The sequence below is a fragment of the Streptomyces sp. NPDC048383 genome (assembly GCF_040651775.1).
GTDB lineage: Bacteria > Actinomycetota > Actinomycetes > Streptomycetales > Streptomycetaceae > Streptomyces.
This window is the reverse complement of record NZ_JBEZKS010000047.1, coordinates 36143-54831: the sequence shown is the minus strand read 5'-3', so window position 1 is coordinate 54831 and position 18689 is coordinate 36143. Positions and strand designations below refer to the sequence as shown.

Sequence of the window (18689 nt, the reverse complement as noted above, 5' to 3'; positions counted from 1 at the left end):
AGACCGCCTTCGGAAGGGATCCACCCCGTCATGAAGCTCCGCAACACCGTCGCCGCCGCCCTCGGCGCCTTCGCGCTGGTCCTCTCGCTGCCCGGGTCGTCCATGGCGGCCACGGGGGACTTCTCGTACAAGTACGTCACCGACCTCGGCCACGAGGAGCGGATCACCCTGCACGACCCGCACAGCGGCAAGTGCGTCAACCTCCACGCCGTCGGTGACGACGACGTACCCCCCGGCTACGGCCCGCACAACCGGACGGACACCCCGGTGACCGTGTTCTCCGGCGCGAGCTGCACGGGTCGGGAGTGGCGGCTGCGGGCGAACGGCAACCCAACCACCGACCAGCTGGAGGTCCGCTCGGTGCGCTTCGACGCGCCGGCCGCCTAGAGCCTCCGCAGGTCAGGGCGCCCGCCGTCGCCCTCGACGATCACCAGCGGGAGTTCGCGCGGCCATGCCGTGGCCTGGTGGTCGTCGAAGAGGGGCCACAGGGCCGTCATCGCCTCCCAGTACGTCTCCCGCTCCGCCCGGTTCGCCGTGCGCGCCCGGCCGGAGAGGCCGGTCGGGCCCACCTGGAGGCGGACCTCCGGCCGTGCGGTGAGGTTCTCGTACCAGGCGGGGTGGTGCGGGCCGCCCGTGCCGGCGGCCACCAGGAGGTGCCGGCCGGCGTCCTGACCGTAGATCAGCGGGGTGCGCACGGCCAGACCGGTGTGCCGGTCGACGGTGGTGAGCAGGAGGGTGGGGACGCCGTGCCAGAGGTGACCGTCCGCGCCTCCGCTGCTCACGTACGTGCGTACGTGGTCGAGCCGCGGTCCGGGGCGCGGGTCCGTGGGGTGGTCCCAGTCGACGGCGACGGTGACGCTGTTCATCTCTACTGACCTCCGTAGGGCGGCCCCCCGGACGGCTAACGAGCCTCCCTCGATTCTGGATGCGGCACACCCGTAGCGCATGCGCACAGGTCTGGACCAAGCTCGGACCATGGACCTGGAGCTGAGGCACCTCAAGATCGTCAGGGCCGTCGCCGACGCCGGGAGCCTGACCCGCGCCGCCACCGTGCTCGGGCTCGCGCAGCCCGCGCTGAGCGCGCAGCTCAAACGGATCGAACGGGCGCTGGGCGGGACGCTGTTCCTGCGCGGCCGGGACGGCGTACGGGCCACCGCGCTCGGGGAGCTGGTGCTGGAGCGGGCCCGGGTGGTGCTGCCCGCCGTGTGCGAGTTGCAGGAGGAGGCGGTGCGCTTCGCCCGGCAGGGCGCGGACGGATACCGGCTCGGCGGGACGCACGGGCCGCTGCTCGGCGGGCTCGTCGACCGGCTCGCCGGGCGGGAGCCCGGGGTGTCCGTGACGACGTACACGTCCTGGTCGGAGCGCGAGGTCGCGGCCGGGGTGGCCGCCGGGCGGTTGGACTTCGCCCTGGTCGGGGTGTGCGGGGAGAGCCCGCCGCCGGAGCCGGGGCGGCTCGCCTGGATGGAGGTGGCGCGGGACCCGGTGCACGTGATGCTGGCCGAGGACCACCCGCTGGCCCACCGGGCGGAGATCGAGCTGGCGGAGCTGGCCGCCGAGGCCTGGACCGACGTACCGGGCGACGGCTGTTTCGGGGACTGCTTCGCGGCGGCGTGCGTGCGCGCCGGGTTCACGCCGGCCTGCGTGTACGAGACGGACACCGCTTCGTGCGTGCACCTCGTCCAGGTGGGGCGGGCCGTGGGGCTGTGCCGGGCGACGTTCCCGGTGACCCCCGGGGTACTGGCCCGGCCGCTCGCCGGGAGCCCGCTGGTGTGGCGGCACCTGCTGGGTTGGCATCCGGCCGCGCCCACCGCCACCCGGGCTCCGGCGGTGCTGGAGCACGCCCGGGCCGCGCACGCCGACGCCCTGGCCCGGTCGGCCTCGGCCGTGGCCGGAGGCGCGGCGGTCGGGTCCCTCCAGGGGCTGGACGGGCCACACGGCATCGCAGAGGGTGACCAACGGGCCACGGCCCGAGGTGTGCACCCCGGGCCGGGACCCACAGCAGCGTCATCGGTCGCCCGCCGAGGCGGGGGCGGCTACGGCAGGTAGCGCTCGATGACCTGCGGACCCTCCTTCTCGATCATCAGGCGAGCCTTCTCGATCCGCTCCGGAGTCGGGTCGTGGCCGGTCGCCATCACGAGGTCCTCAGGGTCGTAGGGCCGCTCCCCGCCGGTGAAGAGCCGGTCCGACCGGGTGGGCTGCTGGTCCGATTCACTGTCCATCGCGTACCCCTTCCACTGCCCCCTGGCCCCCATCGTGCGGCGGCCGGGCCATGAACGCACCTCGGCCGGGCCATGAACGCACCTCGGCCGGGCCGTGAACGCGCCCCGGCCGCTCCCCGCAGGCGCCCCGGCGGCCCGCGCCGGTCGGCCATACCACCGGGGGAGGGGCCAACCGACGGCTCCCGTACGGCGGTTCGGATTCCTACGGTGTCGAGGACCCCCACCGAACCGAGGAGATCCCCCATGCTCAAGCGACACGCCCGCGGGGCGTGTACCGCCCTGGCCACCGCCGGGCTGCTACTGGCAGCCACCGGCGGAGCCACCGCCTCGGACGCGCCCCGACCGGCCGCCGCCTCGGCCGCCGAGACCCTGCGCACCGCCGACGCCCCACCCGAACTGCTCGCCGCCATGCAGCGCGACCTCGGCCTGACCCCCACCCGGGCCCGGACGCGGCTCGCCCACGAGGCCGAGGCCGGAGCCACCGCCGCCCGGCTGCGGGACCGGCTCGGCACCGCCTTCGCCGGTGCCTGGCTGGACGGGGCCGACGCGGGCACCCTGACCGTCGCCACCACCCGCGCCGCCGACACCGCCGCGATCCGCGCGGCCGGCGCCGAGGCCCGGCTCGTCGGCCGGTCGCTGAGCGACCTGGACGCGGCGAAGTCGGCCCTGGACCGGGTCGCCACCGCCGAGACGCCGGTGCGCTACGTCGACACCCGCACCAACACCCTGGTCATCGAGGAGACCCGGCCGGGCGCCGCCGCCCGGCTGCTCGCCGCGACCGGGACCGACTCCGCCCTGGCCACGGTCGTCCGTACCGCCGAGGCGCCCCGCCCGCTGTACGACCTGCGGGGCGGCGACGCGTACTACATGAACGGCAGCGGCCGCTGCTCCGTCGGCTTCCCCGTCACCAAGGGCGCCACCCAGGGCTTCGCGACGGCGGGGCACTGCGGCCGGGCCGGCACCACCACCAGCGGCTTCAACCAGGTCGCGCAGGGCTCCTTCCAGGCGTCCGTCTTCCCCGGCAACGACATGGCCTGGGTCGCCGCGAACGCCAACTGGACGTCGACCCCCTTCGTCAAGGGCAGCGGCGGGGCGAACGTGCAGGTCACCGGCTCGGTGCTGCAACCCGTCGGGTCCTCCGTGTGCCGTTCCGGCTCGACCACCGGCTGGCACTGCGGAACCGTCCAGCAGCACAACACGAGCGTCACCTACCCCGAGGGCACCATCTCGGGCGTGACCCGGACGACGGTCTGCGCCGAGCCCGGCGACTCCGGCGGCTCCTACATATCCGGCAGCCAGGCCCAGGGCGTCACCTCCGGCGGTTCCGGCAACTGCTCCAGCGGCGGAACCACCTTCTTCCAGCCGCTGAACCCGATCCTGTCCGCCTACGGGCTCACCCTGAAGACCACCGGCGGCGACCCGGGCCCCGGCCCCGGCCCCGGTGACCCCGAGCCCGGCGGCACCTGGAAGGCCGGCGGCGTCTACGCCACCGGCGCGACCGTGACCTACGGCGGCGCCACGTACCGCTGCCTCCAGGGCCACCAGGCCCAGACCGGCTGGGAGCCGCCCGCGGTCCCGGCCCTGTGGCAGCGGCTGTAGCCGCCGCGCGAGCCGCGTGACCAGGGGGCGCCGTGACGACCGAGGGGGGAGTCACGGCGCCCCCGCCGTTCGCCCGCCTCCCCTCCCGCGGCCCGTCAGAACGTGAGCAGCGCCGCCACCGAGACCAGCGTGCCGAAGGCGGTCAGCGCCCCGCAGATCGCCAGGTTCACCCGTCGGTGCTCCCAGAACACCGCGACGAACTCGCGCAGCGTGGCCGTCGGCAGGAAGTAGCGGGCGGTCGGCGCCCCCACGACCTGCCCGTTGACGCCGGCCTTGCGGGCCATCATCGCGGCCCGGAACGCGTGGAAGTTGTTGGTGACGACCACGCACCGGTAGCCGGGCGTCTGCGCCTCCATGATCTCCCGGCTGAACAGCATGTTCTCCTCGGTCGTGCGCGACCGGTCCTCCAGCCGTACGTGCTCGGCCGGCGCGCCCTGCGCGATCAGCCAGTCCGCCATCGCGCGGGCCTCGGAGACCTTCTCGTCGGAGCCCTTGCCGCCCGACACCAGCAGCACCGGCGGCCGGCCGCCCCGCGCCACCTGGGCGTCGTGGATCTGCTGTCCCTTGCGCAGCCGCGAGGCCAGCAGCGGCGGCACCCGGTCCCCGCCGATCAGGCCCGAGCCGAGCATCACCACGTGGTCGACGTCGCCGCGCACCTTGATCCGGCCGTAGAGGAAGGCGTACCCGACGAAGGACAGGAACACGAACGAGACATACCCGACGACCAGGGCGAGGGTCGCGACCGCCCCGGTGAGGACCGCCGAGTCGGAGACCCCGACGAAGACCAGCAGCGCGATCATCGCGAAGATGCCGAGGCCGGCGAGCAGGGACAGCAGGTTGGGCAGGCGCGTGCCCTCCTTGCGGACCATCGTCACGCCGTTGGCGACGAGGAAACCCCCGGCGGCCACCAGGCCGAGGGTGGGCACGGACAGGACGAGCAGCAGGGCGGCGACCGCGAGCCAGCCGGGCAGGGCCGCGACTTGCAGCACCACGGCGAAGGAGAGCGCCACGCCCGTCAGCCCGAGCAGGACGGCGTTGCGAAAGCGGCGGCGGTCCCTCCGGGCGCTTATGCCGAAGGCGACGAAGAGGAGGGCGGCGAGGGCGAAGGCGACCATGGCGCCATCGTAGGTGTCAGACGGAGAAGGCCGTCCGGCGCACGGAACGCCCGGCCAGGACGTCCGTCCTGCGCCCGTCCCGGATGACGAAGCGTCCGTCGATCAGCACGTACGGGATACCGGTCGGCAGCGCCCGGGGCCGCTCGTACGTGGAGCCGGCGGCGACCGTGTCGGGGTCGAACAGGACGAGGTCGGCCCGGTATCCGACGCGGACCAGACCGCGGTCGGGCAACCGCAGCCGGGCCGCCGGCCGGCCGGAGAGGTGGGCGACGCACTCCTCCAGGCCGAGGACGCCGAGTTCGCGGACGTACCGGCCGAGGTAGTGCGGGAAGGTGCCCCAGGCCCGGGGGTGGGGTTTGGCGCCGCGCAGGATGCCGTCGGAGCCGCCGGTGTGGACGCGGTGGCGCATGATCGCGCGGACGTTGTCCTCGTGGCCGACGTGTTGGAGCACGGTCGGCGCCAGCCGGTCGCCGAGCAGCAGGGCGCGGGCGGTGTCCCAGCCGTCGAGGCGGGTGCCCACGTACCGGGCGAGGTCCGGGTCGCCGACTCCGGATATCTCGATCGTCGACCAGTCGACGGGGACGCCGTGGCAGCCGTCGGCGCCCTCGACCTCCAACGCGTGCCGGATCCGTTCCGCCTCGGCGTCGTCGCGCAGCCGGGCCAGGACGGCTTGTGGGCCGCCCTCGTTGGCCCAACCGGGCAGCAGCGCGACGAGGGTGGTGCAGCCGGGGGTGTACGGATAGGTGTCGAGGGTGATGTCGGCGCCCGCGTCGAGCGCCGCGTCCAGCAGGGCCAGGAGTTCGGGGGCCCGGCCCTCGTTCTCGCCGAAGTTCATGGTGGCGTGCGCGAGGTGGAGGGCGCAGCCGGCCCGCCGGGTGAGGTCGACCATCTCGGCGTAGGCGGCGAGGGCGCCGTGACCGTAACTGCGGTGGTGGGGGCAGTAGTAGCCGCCGTACCGGGCCACGACCCGGCACAGTTCGGTGAGTTCGGACCCGGAGGCGTACATTCCGGGGGTGTAGGTCAGGCCGGAGGACATGCCGACGGCGCCCTGTTCCAGGCCCTCGGCGACGAGCCGGCGCATCCGGTCCAGTTCGGCGGCGGTCGCGGGCCGGTCGTCCCAGCCCAGGGCGTACGCGCGGACGGTGCCCTGGGGGACGAGGTAGGCGGCGTTGACGGCGATGCCGGCCCCGCCGTGGGCCCGGTCGAGGCGGTCGAGGTAGCCGCCGACGGTGCGCCAGTCGAAGTCGACGTCGTCGCCGGGGCCGTTCCAGCCGGCGATGGCGGCCCGTACGGCGTCCAGGGTGCGCTCGTCGGCGGGCGCGTACGACAGGCCGTCCTGGCCCAGGACTTCGAGGGTGACGCCCTGGGCGGCCTTCGCCCGGTGGTCCGGGTCGCGGAGCAGCGCGAGGTCGCTGTGGGCGTGCATGTCGATGAAGCCGGGGGCCAGGACCAGGCCGTGGGCGTCGAGGGTGCGCCGGCCGCCGCCGGTGATCCGGCCGATGTCGACGACGCGGCCCTCGTGCACGGCGACGTCGGCGGTGTACGAGGGTCCGCCGGTGCCGTCGGCGACGCGGGCCCCCCGGATGACCAGGTCCACGGCCGGCGCCTAGAAGAAGGTGCGGACGTAGTCGGTGACGGTGCCGTCGGCCCGCACCACCGGGATCAGCGGCCACTTCTCGAAGATCGTGCACGGGTGGGACATGCCGAGCGCCACCCAGTCACCGACCTGGACGTCCTCGGCGGAGTCGGTCTCCAGCCAGGCGTGCTGGTCGGAGAGCTTGACGAGCCGGACCCCGGTCGCGGGCCGTTCCTCGCCGGTGAGGGCGTCGCGGACCAGTTCGGCCTCGGGGAGGCCGAGGTCGTAGGCGACGTCGCGCTTGCCCGCGTTGACGAAGGCCTGGCCGGCGGAGGGGCGGGAGACGACCTGGGTCCACAGCCGGAAGGCGGGGCGCAGGCCGCCCTCCTCGGGGATCCGGTTGAAGGGGGTCAGGCGGCCGTACCAGCCGTGGTCGTGGGAGACGTACGCGCCGGAGCGCAGCAGCTTCAGGACGGGCCGGGAGAGTGCGGGGAGTTCGGCGAAGACGTCGGCGACGGCGTCGAACCAGGCGGAGCCGCCGGCGCTGACGACGATCTCCTCCAGGTCGGGGGCGTACCGCCCGGCCTTGTCGAACTCGACGGCGAGAGCGGTGAGCCGGCGCAGGTAGGCGTGGACGCCCGCCGGGTCGGCGCCGGGCACCTCGGCCTCGTAGCCGGCGACGCCGACGAGGCGCAGGGTGTCCGTGGCGGCGACGGCGTCGGCCACGGCCCGGCAGTCCTCCTCGGTGCGGGCGCCGGTGCGGGCGCCCTCGCCGGCGCCGAGTTCGACGACGACGTCGATGACGGCCGGCTGCCCGGCCAGCGCCCGGTCCATGAGCCGGACGCCGCGCACGGAGTCGACGTAGCAGACGAAGCGGAAGGCGGGGTCGGCGGCGAGTTCGGCGGCGACCCAGCGCAGGGCGGCGGGGTCGACGAGCTCGTTGGCGAGGAAGATCCGCCCGATGCCGAAGGCGCGGTAGACGCGGGCCTGGTGCGGGACGGCGGCGGTGATGCCCCACGCGCCGTGTTCCAGCTGGCGCCGGAAGAGCTGCGGGGACATGCAGGTCTTGCCGTGCGGGGCGAAGGCGAGGTGGTGGCGCTTCGAGTATTCCCCGAGCGCGGTGAGGTTGTGTTCCAGCGCGTCCGCGTCGAGGGTGAGCACGGGCGTGGTGAACCCGCCCGTGTGCAGGTTGCGGGCCTCGGCGGCGAGGGCGCCGACGGTCAGGCCGGCGCGCTCGGCGTCCGGGGGGAGGCCCTTGAACCGGTGGTCGACCGGTTCGTCGGCGAGGGCCTGGACGGGATCGCTGGGCATGTGCGGGTGCCTCCCGGGCGTGTTGCGCGTACCGCAACGGGCGTTGCGTATGCCGCTGCATGCTGTCTAACATCCCGGATGACGGCGGGTCAACGGGCGGAGCCCGGTGCGGCGCCGGAACCCGCCGCCGCGCGGGCGGACGGAGGAGAGGACACGGCGTGAGCCAGTCGGTGGAGCGTGCCCTGCAGATCCTGCCGGCGCTCGCGAAGGGCCCGGCCGGGCTCGGGGACGTCGCCGACGGGCTCGGCGTCCACAAGAGCACCGCGCTGCGGCTGCTGCGGACCCTGCACGCGCACGGCTTCGTCTACCGGCAGCCGGACGGCCGCTACCGGCTCGGCGCCGGCCTGTTCGCGCTGGCCGCGGAGGCGGTGGAGAACCTGGACGTGCGCGAGGTCGCGCACCCGCACCTGGTCGAGCTGAACCGGCTCACCGGGCACACCGTCCACCTGGCGCTGCACCAGGACGACGAGGTCGTCTACATCGACAAGGTCGACAGCCGCTACCCGGTCCGGATGTACTCCCGCATCGGCAAGCCCGTCCCGCTGACCGTGGCCGCCGTCGCGAAGGTGATCCTGGCCGACCTGCCGGAGGCCGACCGGCGGAGCCTGGCCGCGCGCATCGAATACCCCCGCTACACCGCCCGCTCCACCCCGGACGCGGACGCCTTCCTGACCGAGCTGGCCCTGGTGCGCCGGCAGGGCTGGGCCGCCGACCTGGGCGGCCACGAGGAGGCGCTCAACTGCGTGGGCGCGCCCGTGCGCGGCCCGGGCGGGCGGGTCGTCGCCGCGATGTCCGTCTCGGCGCCCGGTGTGGTCGCGGGCCCCGACGAACTGCTCGAACTGCTGCCCCTGGTACGCCGCAGCGCCGACACCATCAGCCGGGAGTACTCCGGCTCCGAACCCAGCGAGGACGCCCCGTGACCGAGAAGACCGCCATCACCCCCGACACCCACACCGCGCCGCCCGCGAGGTTCTCGCACGGCGTGCGCAAGGGCAACCTCCTCCAGGTCGCCGGCCAGGTCGGCTTCCTGCCCGCGGTGGCGGGACAGGCGCCGACGCCGGCCGGGCCGACGCTGCGCGCGCAGACCCTGCAGACGCTGGAGAACGTCCGTTCCGTGCTGGAGGCGGGCGGCGCGACCTGGGACGACGCGATGATGATCCGCGTCTACCTGACCGACACCGCGCACTTCGCCGAGATGAACGAGATCTACAACGCCTACTTCGAGGAGCAGGGCCTCAAGGAGGCGCCGGCCGCCCGCACCACGGTCTACGTGGGCCTGCCCGCCGGGCTGCTGGTCGAGATCGACGCGCTGGCCGTCCTGGGCTGAGCGCGCCGAGGGGACGCCCCCTGGCGGCGGGGCGCCCCCTCGGGCCGTGCGGCCGGTGACCCGTCAGGTGCAGTACTGGGCTTCCTTGCCGATCGAGCGGTACATGCAGTCCGCGTTCTCCAGGAGCTGGAGCACGGCCTCCTTGTTGCGGGAGGTCTCGCGGTCGATCACCTCGTCGGGCGGGTAGAAGCCGCCGCCGCCCGAGCTCGACGGGTACATCTCGAAGGTGTAGGCGAAGATCTTCTGGCTGCCCCACAGCCAGTCGTCGATCGTGCCGTCGGTGATGTACAGGTCGCTCGACTGCTCGGGCGTGTAGCCGTTGCTGGCCGCCATGCCGGTGCCGACCTTCTTGAAGGCGGCGAGGTCGTCGGCGGTCAGGCCGGGCGCGGTGTCGTTGTACGTCCAGCCGAAGGGCCACAGCACGAGCTGGCTGTAGGTGTGGAAGTCGATCGAGGCCTTGATCTGCTGCTTGCCGCCGACGACGCGGCTGCGCACGAAGTCGGAGACCACCTTCACCTCGGGGGCGGACTCGGCGGCCGGGCCCCGGTAGGTCTCGGAGCTCTTGCTGCTGCTGGAGCCGCCGCAGCAGCCCCACTTGTAGTTCCAGTTCCGGTTCTGGTCCGTGCCGACGTAGGAGGAGCCGGAGTTCGGCTGGCGGTTCTTGCGCCAGGAACGGTAGGAGCCGGAGGCGATGTCGTACTCGCCGCCGTCGGGGTTGAGGTCCGGCACGATCCAGATCTCGCGGTTGTTGACCGCGTTGGTGATCCGGGACTCCGTGCCGTACTTGGAGCCGAACTCCTTCAGCAGGTACAGGGCCATCTCGACGGTGAGGTGTTCGCGGGCGTGCTGGTGCGCGGTGAAGAGCACCTCGGGCTCGGCCTCGTCGGTGCCGACGTTGTCGCTGATCTTGATCGCGAACATGTCCCGGCCCTGGTACGACTTGCCGATGACCCGCTTGCTCATGATCCCGGGGTACTGGGCGATGCGCTGGTCGATCTCCGCGGTCGCCTCGGCGTAGTTGTGGTACTTCGAGTCGGCGGACGGGAAGTCCATGGCGCCGGACGCGATGCCGGGCTCGGAGCGGTCCGGGGGTCCGGGCAGCGCGGTCAGCTGGTAGCCGCGCTTGCGGAGGTCCTTGGCCTGCATGGTGTCGGCGCTGACGACGACGGTGTGGTCGTCCACCTCGTCGATCGACACCCCGGAGCTCAGCAGGGCGGTCCGGTCGGCGACGGTGGACGGCCCGTGGATCCGGTACTGGACGATGGACTCGTCCTGGGTGGCGGTGGACGGATTGGCGGGTTGGGCTGCCGTGGCGCTCAGGCCGTAGGCGGGTGCGCCGAGCGCGAGCGCCAGCAGGGCCGCCGTGACGGCGGCCCTCCGGCGGGTGTGGAGCCGCATGCGTTCTCCTGGGTCGGGAGTGTGGGGGTAGCCGTGCGGACGCGCACAGCGTGCTCTCATGGCATGTCCGGGTCAAGAACCTGCCGGGTGCGCCGATCTGAATCGGCCACCCCCACACGTACCGCCTAGGGGAGGGCGTGGACCTTGGGACCCACCGCGTTGGACCAGGCGCTACCCGCCTTGGCGTCCCAGTTGGTCGACCAGGTCATCGCCCCGCGCAGACCCGGGTAGGTCTTCGACGGCTTGAAGGATCCGCAGTTCGTGCCGCGGGCCAGGCAGTCCAGGGCGTTGTTGACGATGGTCGGCGACACGTAGCCGCTGCCGGCGCCGCTGGGCGAGGCCGGGACCCCGATGCCGACCTGCGACGGGTCGAGGCCGCCCTCCAACTGGATGCAGGCCAGGGCGGTCAGGAAGTCCACCGAGCCCTGCGCGTAGACCTTGCCGTCGCAGCCGTTCATCGCGCCGCTGTTGTAGTACTGCATGTTGACGACGGTCAGGATGTCCTTCACGTTCAGGGCCGTCCTGAAGTAGCCGCCCTGCGTGGACTGCATGTCGATCGTCTGCGGCGCCATGGTCAGCACCATGGACGGACCCGCCTTGGCCGACAGGGCGCGCAGCGCCTGCGTCATGTAGGTCGGGTTGAGGCCGTTCTCCAGGTCGATGTCGATGCCGTTGAAGCCGTACTCCTGCATCAGCGCCCAGGCCGAGTTCGCCAGGTTGTTGGCCGAGGTGGAGTCGTTGACCGAGATCGTGCCCTTCTCGCCGCCGATGGAGAGGATGACCGACTTGCCGGCCGTCTTCTTCGCGGCGATGTCCGCCTTGAACTGGGGCACGGTGTAGCCGTTCAGCCCCGCCGAGTCGAGGTTGAAGGTGATGGCGCCCGGCGTGGTCGTGGCGTCGGCGAAGGAGACGGCGATGATGTCGTACTCGTTCGAGACGTCCGAGAGCTTCTGGACGGTCGCGCCGTTGTTGAAGTTCTGCCAGTAGCCGGTCAGCGCGTGCTTGGGGACGGCCGGGTTCGGGCCGGGGCCCGGGCCGCCGCCCGTCGTCGTACCGGTCACCGGCGCCGACTTGGTGCCCTCGCCGGCCGCGTTGTACGCGCTGACCTGGAAGGAGTACGAGGTCGCCGCGGCGAGCCCGGTGATCGGGGTGGAGGCGCCGGTCACGGACTTGACCCGGACCCCGTCCTGGTAGACGTGGTAGCCGGCCGCGCCGCTGACCGCGTTCCACGAAAGGGTGAGCCCGTTCGCGCTCTGGCCGGAAACGGCGGTGCCGGCGGGGGCGCCCGGGATGCTCGGACCGGGGTCGGTGCCGCCGCCGCCGTCGGGGCCGACGACGCTGAACTCATCGATGACGTAGGGGCTTTGGCCGTACCAGCCATGGGTCCAGACGCTGACCTGGGTGGTGTTCGGGCCGGTGGAGAAGGTCGTGGAGAGCTTCTGCCAACCGGCGCCGGAACCCGGCGTCCAGGTGGAGACGTCCTGCGTGCCGGTACCGGTCGCGCCGAGGTAGACGTAGCCGCCCTGGACCTGGGTGCTCAGCGTGTACGTCGAATTCGGCTTGACCGTGACGGTCTGGCTGCAGCGGGCGTTGTCCTGGCCCGCCGGGGCGGCGCGCAGCGCGCCCGTCCCGGCGAACACCGGGGAGGAGACGGAGGCGCCGCTGCCGCCGGAACAGGACCAGTTGGCCAGGCCGGACTCGAAGCCGCCGTTGCGCACGACGTTGACGTCGGCCGCCTGGGCGGTGCCGGAGGCGAGGGCCGTGAGCCCGCCGGCGGCGAGCGTGGCCGCGCCCAGCAGGGCAAGGGAACGTATGCGGTTCACGTGGGCTCCGTGGGGGGAGGAAGGGACAAGCGGAACGAGGGGGAGTGGGGTTCCCCGCAACCAAGTGCTGGCGCAGCCAAGTTGGTCCAGACCAATCCCCGTGTCAAGGGGCTTTGCGAAGTGGCTTGAAATGAATGGCCCCGGATTCCCGGTTGTCCGGGTTTCCGGCCACCTGTGACACGTGCTCGCGGTACGGGAATCCGCAAGCCCCTGCCCCACCAGGGAGGTCGCGGATATGGTGCTGGGGCAAGGGGGAGGCACGTCGGAAGTTTGCGGTCGCGCAGTACGTGCGCGGACGTGACGGCCAGGGGAACGTGCGTGGTGTACCGGGTGAACGGGGGGAATTCGGGTGCCGACCGCCATCGCTGTCACCAGCGCCGATCTGGTGCTGCCGGCCCCTGACCGGCACACGCCGGGCGCCGCCGTCCTGCGCCCGCCCGGCGAGGCGGACCTGGAGGGCGCCCTCGCCGAGACCTCCGCCCTGCTGGAGCGGCACGGCCACCTCGTGGTCGTCGTACCGCCGTGGCTGCCGGCGGCCACCGCGCGCCGCCTGCACACCGTCCGCGCCATCCTGGAGACCGACCGGATCGCGTTCGTCGACATCGATCTCCCGCCGCTGGGAACCGCCGTGCTGGTGCGTCAACTGCGCCAGCTCAGCGTCTGCGACTTCAGCCCCGGCGTCATCGCCTCGGCCGCCCGACTGCTCTCGCACTACATCTATGCGGGCGCCCTGCTCGGCAGCGTCGCCAAGCTCGACCGGATCCCCGTCGGCCTCAAGGCGCACGCCCGGTCCTGGTCGCCGAGCGCCCAGTTCGCCGTACTGGCCCACCCGACACCGCACCTCGCGAAGCTCGGCCCGCAGGGGACGGCGGGCACCCGCGAGGGCGTGCTGCCGCCGGGACCCGACTTCGCCACCCACCTCACCTTCGCCCGCGGGCAGTCGTCCTCCGACTGGGTCGCGGCCGAACTGGCCCCCGCCTGGCAGGTGCAGGGCGTCATGGAGAACCCGCTGCCGGCCGACTCCGCCGGCTGGTGGGCCACCCCCAAGCTGGTCGAGTTCGCCGCGGCCATCCCCGACCCCTCCGTGCTCTACCAACTGGTCGCCTCCGTGCGCCGCGAGGAGTGCCGGTGGTGCGGCTTCGAGCTCATCGGCGACCGCTGCGGATTCTGCGCCGCCCCGCTCGCGCCGCCGCCGCCCGAAGCGGCCGCCCGCTCCAGATCCAGCTCCTGACCGGCCCGAACGAACGAAGAACGGCGAGGTAGTACGGCTCATGAACTCACGCCAGCGCCGCGGCGTCATCCTGCTCCTGCTGTCGGTCCTGTGCGCCCTCGCGGCGTTCGGCGGGGTCCTCGTGGTCATCGGCGACGTCAATTCGAAGGTCGGGTCCGAGGTCGTCGCCTACCGCGTCAAGGGCGACATCGCCCCCTACAGCTCCCTCGGCGCCGGCCAGTTCGAGGAGGTCACGGTCCCCAAGCGCTGGCTGTCCGGCACGGCCGTCACCGACCTCGGGGCCCTCAAGGACAAGATCGCGCTCACCACCCTGAAGAAGGGGTCGCTGCTCCAGACGGACATGTTCGTCGACAAACCGCAGCTCCAGCCCGGTGAGCAGGAGATCGCCATCATGATTGACGCGGCGACGGGCGTGGCCGGCAAGATCACCTCCGGCGCCAAGGTCAACATCCTCGCCACCTTCAAGGGCGCCAAGGACACCGACCCGTCCCGGTCGGTCATCATCGTCGCCAACGCCCGCGTCCTGGGCGTCGGCAAACTCACCGCCCTGGAGAAGAACAGCGACCGCACCGGCCCGACCGAGGCCGTCCCGATCACCTTCGCCCTGGCCACCAAGGACACCCAGCGCGTCGCGTACGCCGAATCCTTCGCGGAGCACGTGCGCCTGGCCCTCGTGGCCCCCGGCACCGACTCGGCGCCCGGCCCGAGCGAGCGCACGTACACCCTCGAAGGGGACAAGTGAGGCGCGGATGACCACTCGTATCCTGCCCGCCGCCGGTGACGCGGACGCCGCCCGCGCCATCGTGGCCCTGCTCAGCCAGCTCCCGGACGCCGAGCCGGCCGCTCCCGTCCCCGATTCCACCTCCCTGCTCGACACCCTCGGCCGGATGGCCGCCGAATCCGTCGACGAACTGCCCGAAGTGGTCCTCGTCCACGAACGGATCGGACCCGTCCCTGCCCTGGAACTCATCCGCGAGGTCGCCCTGCGCTTCCCGGCGGTCGGCGTGGTCCTGCTCTCCTCCGACGCCGGCCCCGGCGTCTTCTCCGCCGCCATGGACTCCGGGGCGCGCGGCCTCGTCGGACTGCCGCTGGGCTACGAGGAACTCGCCGCCCGCGTCCAGGCCGCCGCCCAGTGGTCCGCCGGCGTACGCCGCCACCTGGGCCGGGGCGCCGACGCGCCCACCGGGCCCGGCGGCCGGCTCGTCACCGTCACCGGCGCCAAGGGCGGCGTCGGCACCACCTTCGCCGCCGTCCAGTTCGCCCTGGCCGCGGCCGCCTCCGGCCGCCGCACCGCCCTCGTCGACCTCGACCTCCAGGCCGGGGACGTGGGCTCGTACCTCGACGTGCAGTTCCGACGCTCCGTCGCCGACCTCGCCGGGATCCAGGACATCTCTCCGCGCGTCCTCCAGGACGCCGTCTACGAGGACCGCACCGGCCTGGCGCTGCTGCTGGCCCCGGGCGAGGGCGAACGCGGCGAGGAGGTCGACGACCGCGCCGCCCGCCACGTCATCGCCGCCCTGCGCGCCCGCTACGAACTCGTCGTCGTCGACTGCGGCACCCAGGTGACCGGCGCCAACGCCACCGCCGTGGAGATGGCCGACGTGGCGGTCCTGGTCGTCACCCCGGACGTGGTCTGCGTACGGGCCGCCAAGCGGATGGTCCGCATGTGGGAGCGGCTCCAGGTGCGCAAGGCCGAGGACACCACCGTGGTCGTCAACCGCTGGAGCAAGCACACCGAGATCCAGCCCGCGCTGATAGAGAAGATCACCAAGACCCGGGTCGCCCGCACCCCCGTCCCGGCCGCCTTCAAGGAACTCCAGGGCGTCGTCGACGCCGGCCGCGTCCAGGACCTCGACAACCGCTCGACGGTGAAACAGGCCCTGTGGACCCTGGCCGGCGAACTGGGCCTGCTCGCCGGCCCCGCCCCCGACGACCCCAAGGCCGGCCCCGGCCACGCCCTCGCCGTCCGCCCCTCGGGCCCGGTGGCCCGGCTGCGCCGCGGCCGGGAGGGCTGACGGATGGCCGCCCGCCGGTCCGCACGCACCGACCCCGACCGGGGTCAGGTCGCCGTCGAGTTCGTCGGCATGGTCCCGCTGATCCTGCTGCTCGTCGCGGCGGTGTGGGAGTGCGTACTGATCGGCTACGCCTTCTCCCTGGTCGGCAACGCGGCCGACGAGGCGGCGCGGGCGGGGGCGGTCAAGGGTGATCGGAGTGAGTGCGCGGCGGCGGCGGGCGAACACATCGGTTCCGCCTGGTCCATGGAAGTGGATTGCGAACCGGACGGGGACATCTACCGGACGACGGTGAAACTCAAGATCCCCGTGTTCCACCCGGCCCTGAACTTCGGCACCATCACGGGCACGGGCGGCGCGGCTACGGAGAAGGAGGCGAACTGACGTGGACCGGCGGCGCATCCGCTCCGACCGGGGCCAAGTGGCCCTGGAATACATCGGCTTCGTACCGATCCTGCTGTTCGTCGCGCTCTGCGCGATCCAGCTGGGCTGGATCGCGTACGCGGAGGAACAGGCGGGCACCGCCGCCCGCACCGCCGCCCGGGTCGAGGCCCGGAACCCGGACCGCGGGGAGGCGGCCGGCAGGTCCGCGATCAGCGGTGGCCTGGCCTCCGGCGCCACGTTCGCCTGGAGCACCTCGGCGGACGCGGTCAGCGTGACCGTCACCCTCACCGCCAACTCGATCATCCCCGGGCTCGGCCCCCACCAGGCACGGAGCACCGCCGTCATGCCCAACGACGACCCCAACCCGATCGGAGCCCGCCCATGAGCCTGCGCTCCCGGGTCAACACCCCCGACGACCGGCACAGCCCGCGCGAGGACGGCCGGCTGGTCTCCTCGTACCGCGCCAAGCTGCTCGAAGAGATCGACCTCGCCGAGATGTCCGCGCTCGCGCCCGCCGAGCGCCGCGCACGCCTGGAACGCGTACTCGGGCACATCATCAGCCGCGAGGGCCCGGTCCTGTCCACCGCCGAACGTGCCCAACTGGTGCGCCGCGTCGTGGACGAGGCCCTCGGACTCGGCGTGCTCGAACCGCTCCTCGAAGACGCCTCGATCAGCGAGATCATGGTCAACGGGCCGGACCAGATCTTCGTCGAGCGGGCCGGCCGCGTCGAGCAGCTCCCCATCCGCTTCGCCTCGCACGAGCAGCTCATGCAGACCATCGAGCGCATCGTCTCCACCGTCAACCGCCGCGTGGACGAGGCCAATCCGATGGTCGACGCCCGCCTGCCCAGCGGCGAGCGCGTCAACGTCATCATCCCGCCGCTCTCGCTGACCGGCGCCACCCTCACCATCCGCCGCTTCCCGCGCGCCTTCACCCTGCACGAGATGATCGGCCTCGGCTCCCTCGACGAGCAGATGCTCCTGCTGCTGTCCGGGCTGGTCCAGGCGAAGATGAACGTGATCGTCTCCGGCGCCACCGGCACCGGCAAGACCACCCTCCTCAACGCCCTCTCCGGACTCATCCCGGAGGGCGAGCGCGTCATCACCATCGAGGACTCGGCCGAGCTCCAGCTCCAGCAGGCGCACGTGATCCGCCTCGAATCCCGGCCCCCGAACGTCGAGGGCAAGGGTCAGATCACCATCCGCGACCTCGTACGCAACTCCCTGCGCATGCGCCCCGACCGCATCATCGTCGGCGAGGTCCGCGGCGGCGAGACCCTCGACATGCTCCAGGCCATGTCCACCGGCCACGACGGCTCCCTCGCCACCGTCCACGCGAACAGCTCCCAGGACGCCCTGATGCGCCTGCAGACCCTCGCGTCCATGTCGGAGGTGGAGATCCCCTTCGAAGCGCTCCAGGACCAGATCAACAGCGCGGTCAACGTCATCGTCCAGCTGACCCGCTTCGGCGACGGCTCGCGCCGCATCACGGAGATCTCCATCCTCGACTCGCACGGCCGCGAGCCGTTCCGCATCACCACCGTCTGCCGCTACGTCGCCCAGCCCATGGGCGCCGACGGGCGCGTCCACGGCCACTTCGCGTACCACCCGCTGCCGCGCCGGATCGCGGAACGCCTCTACATGAACAGTCAGCCGATTCCCCAGGCATTCGGGGTCGCCCTGTCGGACGAGCGGTACGAGCCGTTCGACCCGCTCACCTCCCGGACCGTCCTGTGAACAACCTCGTCCTCCTCACCCTCGGCGCCACCCTGCTGGCCGGCCTCCTCGTGTCCCTCGGCGTGCACGCCTACGCCTCCGGCCACGCGCAGCGCGCCGCCCTCATCGAGCGCCTCTCGGCGACCGGAGCCCCCGAACCGACGGGCCGCCGACGCCGCTTCCCCGCCGTGGACCGCCGACTGCGCGAAACCCGGTTCGGACGCCGCCTCGAACTGAAGCTGGCCACCACCGGCATGGACCTCACCCCCGGCGAGTTCTTCGTCTACATGCTGATGGCCATCGCGGGCGTCTGGCTGGTCTCCGCCTCCCTGCTGGCGCCGTTCTTCGGCCCCCTCGCGGGCCTGATCGGCATCTGGGCAGCCAACGCCTTCCTCAACTGGCAGCGCGCCCGCCGGACCGAACGCTTCATCAACCAGCTCCCGGAACTCGCCCGCATCCTCGCCAACGCCACCCAGGCCGGCCTGGCCCTGCGCACCGCCATCGGCATCGCGGCGGAGGAACTGGAGGCCCCGGCCGGCGAGGAACTCTCCCGGGTCGCCGACCGCCTCGCCGTCGGCCACTCCATCGAGGAGGCCCTGGGCGAGATCGTCGACCGGCTGCCGTCGCGGGAACTCGTCGTCCTCGTCTCCACCCTCGTCCTGTCCGCGCGGGCGGGCGGCGCCATCGTGGACAGCCTGCGCAACCTCACCGTCACCCTGGAACAGCGCAAGGAAACCCGCAGGGAGATCCGTACGCAGCTCTCCCAAGTCACCGTCACCGCGTACCTGGTCCCCGCGATCGGCGTGGGCTCGCTGCTGCTGGTGAACACGATGATGCCCGGCGCCCTCGACCGGATGACGGGCGCCTTCGTCGGACAGGTGGCGGTGCTGGTCTCCCTCGGCCTCTTCGCCCTCGGCTTCGTCCTCATCCGCCGCCTCTCGAAGATCGACGTGTGAGGCGGACGACCACATGACCGCG

19 protein-coding genes are annotated in these 18689 nt (G+C 72.8%); 12 read left to right on the top strand and 7 right to left on the bottom strand.

Annotated features, from left to right (window positions below; translation table 11 throughout):
• The first annotated feature begins 30 nt into the window (after positions 1-30).
• Positions 31-387: a hypothetical protein gene (locus AB0D46_RS27900; RefSeq protein WP_362881396.1), complete on the top strand. Its 357-nt coding sequence runs from the start codon at positions 31-33 to the stop codon at positions 385-387.
• Here the strand turns inward: AB0D46_RS27900 and AB0D46_RS27895 are convergent.
• Positions 384-866: a nitroreductase/quinone reductase family protein gene (locus tag AB0D46_RS27895; RefSeq protein WP_362881394.1), complete on the bottom strand. Its 483-nt coding sequence runs from the start codon at positions 864-866 to the stop codon at positions 384-386. The two genes, AB0D46_RS27900 and AB0D46_RS27895, sit on opposite strands and share 4 nt — an antisense overlap.
• Before the next feature lie 109 nt (positions 867-975).
• On the opposite strand from AB0D46_RS27895, the gene AB0D46_RS27890 reads away from it, so the two are divergent.
• Entirely contained in the window at positions 976-2046 is a 1071-nt protein-coding gene (locus tag AB0D46_RS27890; protein WP_362881392.1) for a LysR family transcriptional regulator, read from the top strand.
• Here AB0D46_RS27890 and AB0D46_RS27885 read toward each other — a convergent pair.
• A complete protein-coding gene (locus tag AB0D46_RS27885) occupies positions 2034-2219 on the bottom strand; it encodes a hypothetical protein (protein ID WP_362881390.1) in 186 nt (61 codons plus the stop codon). The two genes, AB0D46_RS27890 and AB0D46_RS27885, sit on opposite strands and share 13 nt — an antisense overlap.
• Positions 2220-2462: 243 nt before the next feature.
• On the opposite strand from AB0D46_RS27885, the gene AB0D46_RS27880 reads away from it, so the two are divergent.
• Positions 2463-3818, top strand: coding sequence for a carbohydrate-binding protein (locus tag AB0D46_RS27880; protein ID WP_362881388.1), 1356 nt, complete (start codon positions 2463-2465; stop codon positions 3816-3818).
• Positions 3819-3913: 95 nt separating this feature from the next.
• On the opposite strand, the gene AB0D46_RS27875 is transcribed toward AB0D46_RS27880, so the two are convergent.
• Genes AB0D46_RS27875 through AB0D46_RS27865 form a run of 3 tightly spaced genes read right to left on the bottom strand, consistent with a single transcriptional unit; the run spans position 3914 to position 7820 of the window.
• Entirely contained in the window at positions 3914-4933 is a 1020-nt protein-coding gene (locus tag AB0D46_RS27875; protein WP_362881387.1) for a YdcF family protein, read from the bottom strand.
• A 16-nt stretch (positions 4934-4949) separates the two neighbouring features.
• The gene (locus AB0D46_RS27870; RefSeq protein ID WP_362881385.1) at positions 4950-6530 is read right to left on the bottom strand and encodes a D-aminoacylase; all 1581 of its coding nucleotides are present in this window, start codon (positions 6528-6530) and stop codon (positions 4950-4952) included.
• Positions 6531-6539: 9 nt separating this feature from the next.
• Positions 6540-7820, bottom strand: a complete 1281-nt coding sequence (locus tag AB0D46_RS27865) for an alanine racemase (RefSeq protein WP_362881383.1) — start codon at positions 7818-7820, stop codon at positions 6540-6542.
• Between the two features lie 158 nt (positions 7821-7978).
• Between AB0D46_RS27865 and AB0D46_RS27860 the strand changes: the two genes are divergently transcribed.
• Together AB0D46_RS27860 and AB0D46_RS27855 are read left to right on the top strand one after the other, a co-directional pair.
• Positions 7979-8740: an IclR family transcriptional regulator gene (locus AB0D46_RS27860; protein WP_362881382.1), complete on the top strand. Its 762-nt coding sequence runs from the start codon at positions 7979-7981 to the stop codon at positions 8738-8740.
• Positions 8737-9147, top strand: coding sequence for a RidA family protein (locus AB0D46_RS27855; RefSeq protein ID WP_362881380.1), 411 nt, complete (start codon positions 8737-8739; stop codon positions 9145-9147). The genes AB0D46_RS27860 and AB0D46_RS27855 overlap by 4 nt, the downstream gene beginning before the upstream one ends.
• A gap of 63 nt (positions 9148-9210) precedes the next feature.
• On the opposite strand, the gene AB0D46_RS27850 is transcribed toward AB0D46_RS27855, so the two are convergent.
• Positions 9211-10545, bottom strand: coding sequence for a M14 family metallopeptidase (locus AB0D46_RS27850; RefSeq protein ID WP_362881378.1), 1335 nt, complete (start codon positions 10543-10545; stop codon positions 9211-9213).
• Between the two features lie 125 nt (positions 10546-10670).
• Positions 10671-12368 carry a glycosyl hydrolase family 18 protein gene (locus tag AB0D46_RS27845; protein ID WP_362881376.1) on the bottom strand — a complete coding sequence of 566 codons (1698 nt, stop codon included), beginning with the start codon at positions 12366-12368 and terminating at the stop codon, positions 10671-10673.
• A 349-nt stretch (positions 12369-12717) separates the two neighbouring features.
• Here AB0D46_RS27845 and AB0D46_RS27840 point away from each other — a divergent pair, with 349 nt between their 5' ends.
• Genes AB0D46_RS27840 through AB0D46_RS27810 form a run of 7 tightly spaced genes read left to right on the top strand, consistent with a single transcriptional unit; the run spans position 12718 to position 18667 of the window.
• Entirely contained in the window at positions 12718-13599 is an 882-nt protein-coding gene (locus AB0D46_RS27840) for a hypothetical protein (RefSeq protein WP_362881375.1), read from the top strand.
• A gap of 40 nt (positions 13600-13639) precedes the next feature.
• Positions 13640-14341, top strand: coding sequence for a Flp pilus assembly protein CpaB (gene cpaB, locus AB0D46_RS27835; RefSeq protein WP_362881373.1), 702 nt, complete (start codon positions 13640-13642; stop codon positions 14339-14341).
• 7 nt (positions 14342-14348) lie between these two features.
• Entirely contained in the window at positions 14349-15614 is a 1266-nt protein-coding gene (locus AB0D46_RS27830) for an AAA family ATPase (RefSeq protein WP_362881371.1), read from the top strand.
• 3 nt (positions 15615-15617) lie between these two features.
• Entirely contained in the window at positions 15618-15995 is a 378-nt protein-coding gene (locus AB0D46_RS27825) for a TadE/TadG family type IV pilus assembly protein (RefSeq protein ID WP_362881370.1), read from the top strand.
• Position 15996: 1 nt separating this feature from the next.
• Positions 15997-16380 (top strand): TadE/TadG family type IV pilus assembly protein, encoded by a 384-nt coding sequence (locus tag AB0D46_RS27820; protein WP_362881368.1) that lies wholly within the window; start codon positions 15997-15999, stop codon positions 16378-16380.
• A complete protein-coding gene (locus AB0D46_RS27815) occupies positions 16377-17732 on the top strand; it encodes a CpaF family protein (RefSeq protein WP_362881367.1) in 1356 nt (451 codons plus the stop codon). Before AB0D46_RS27820 ends, AB0D46_RS27815 begins: the two co-directional genes overlap by 4 nt.
• Positions 17729-18667: a type II secretion system F family protein gene (locus tag AB0D46_RS27810; RefSeq protein ID WP_362881366.1), complete on the top strand. Its 939-nt coding sequence runs from the start codon at positions 17729-17731 to the stop codon at positions 18665-18667. Before AB0D46_RS27815 ends, AB0D46_RS27810 begins: the two co-directional genes overlap by 4 nt.
• Positions 18668-18689: the final 22 nt, after the last annotated feature.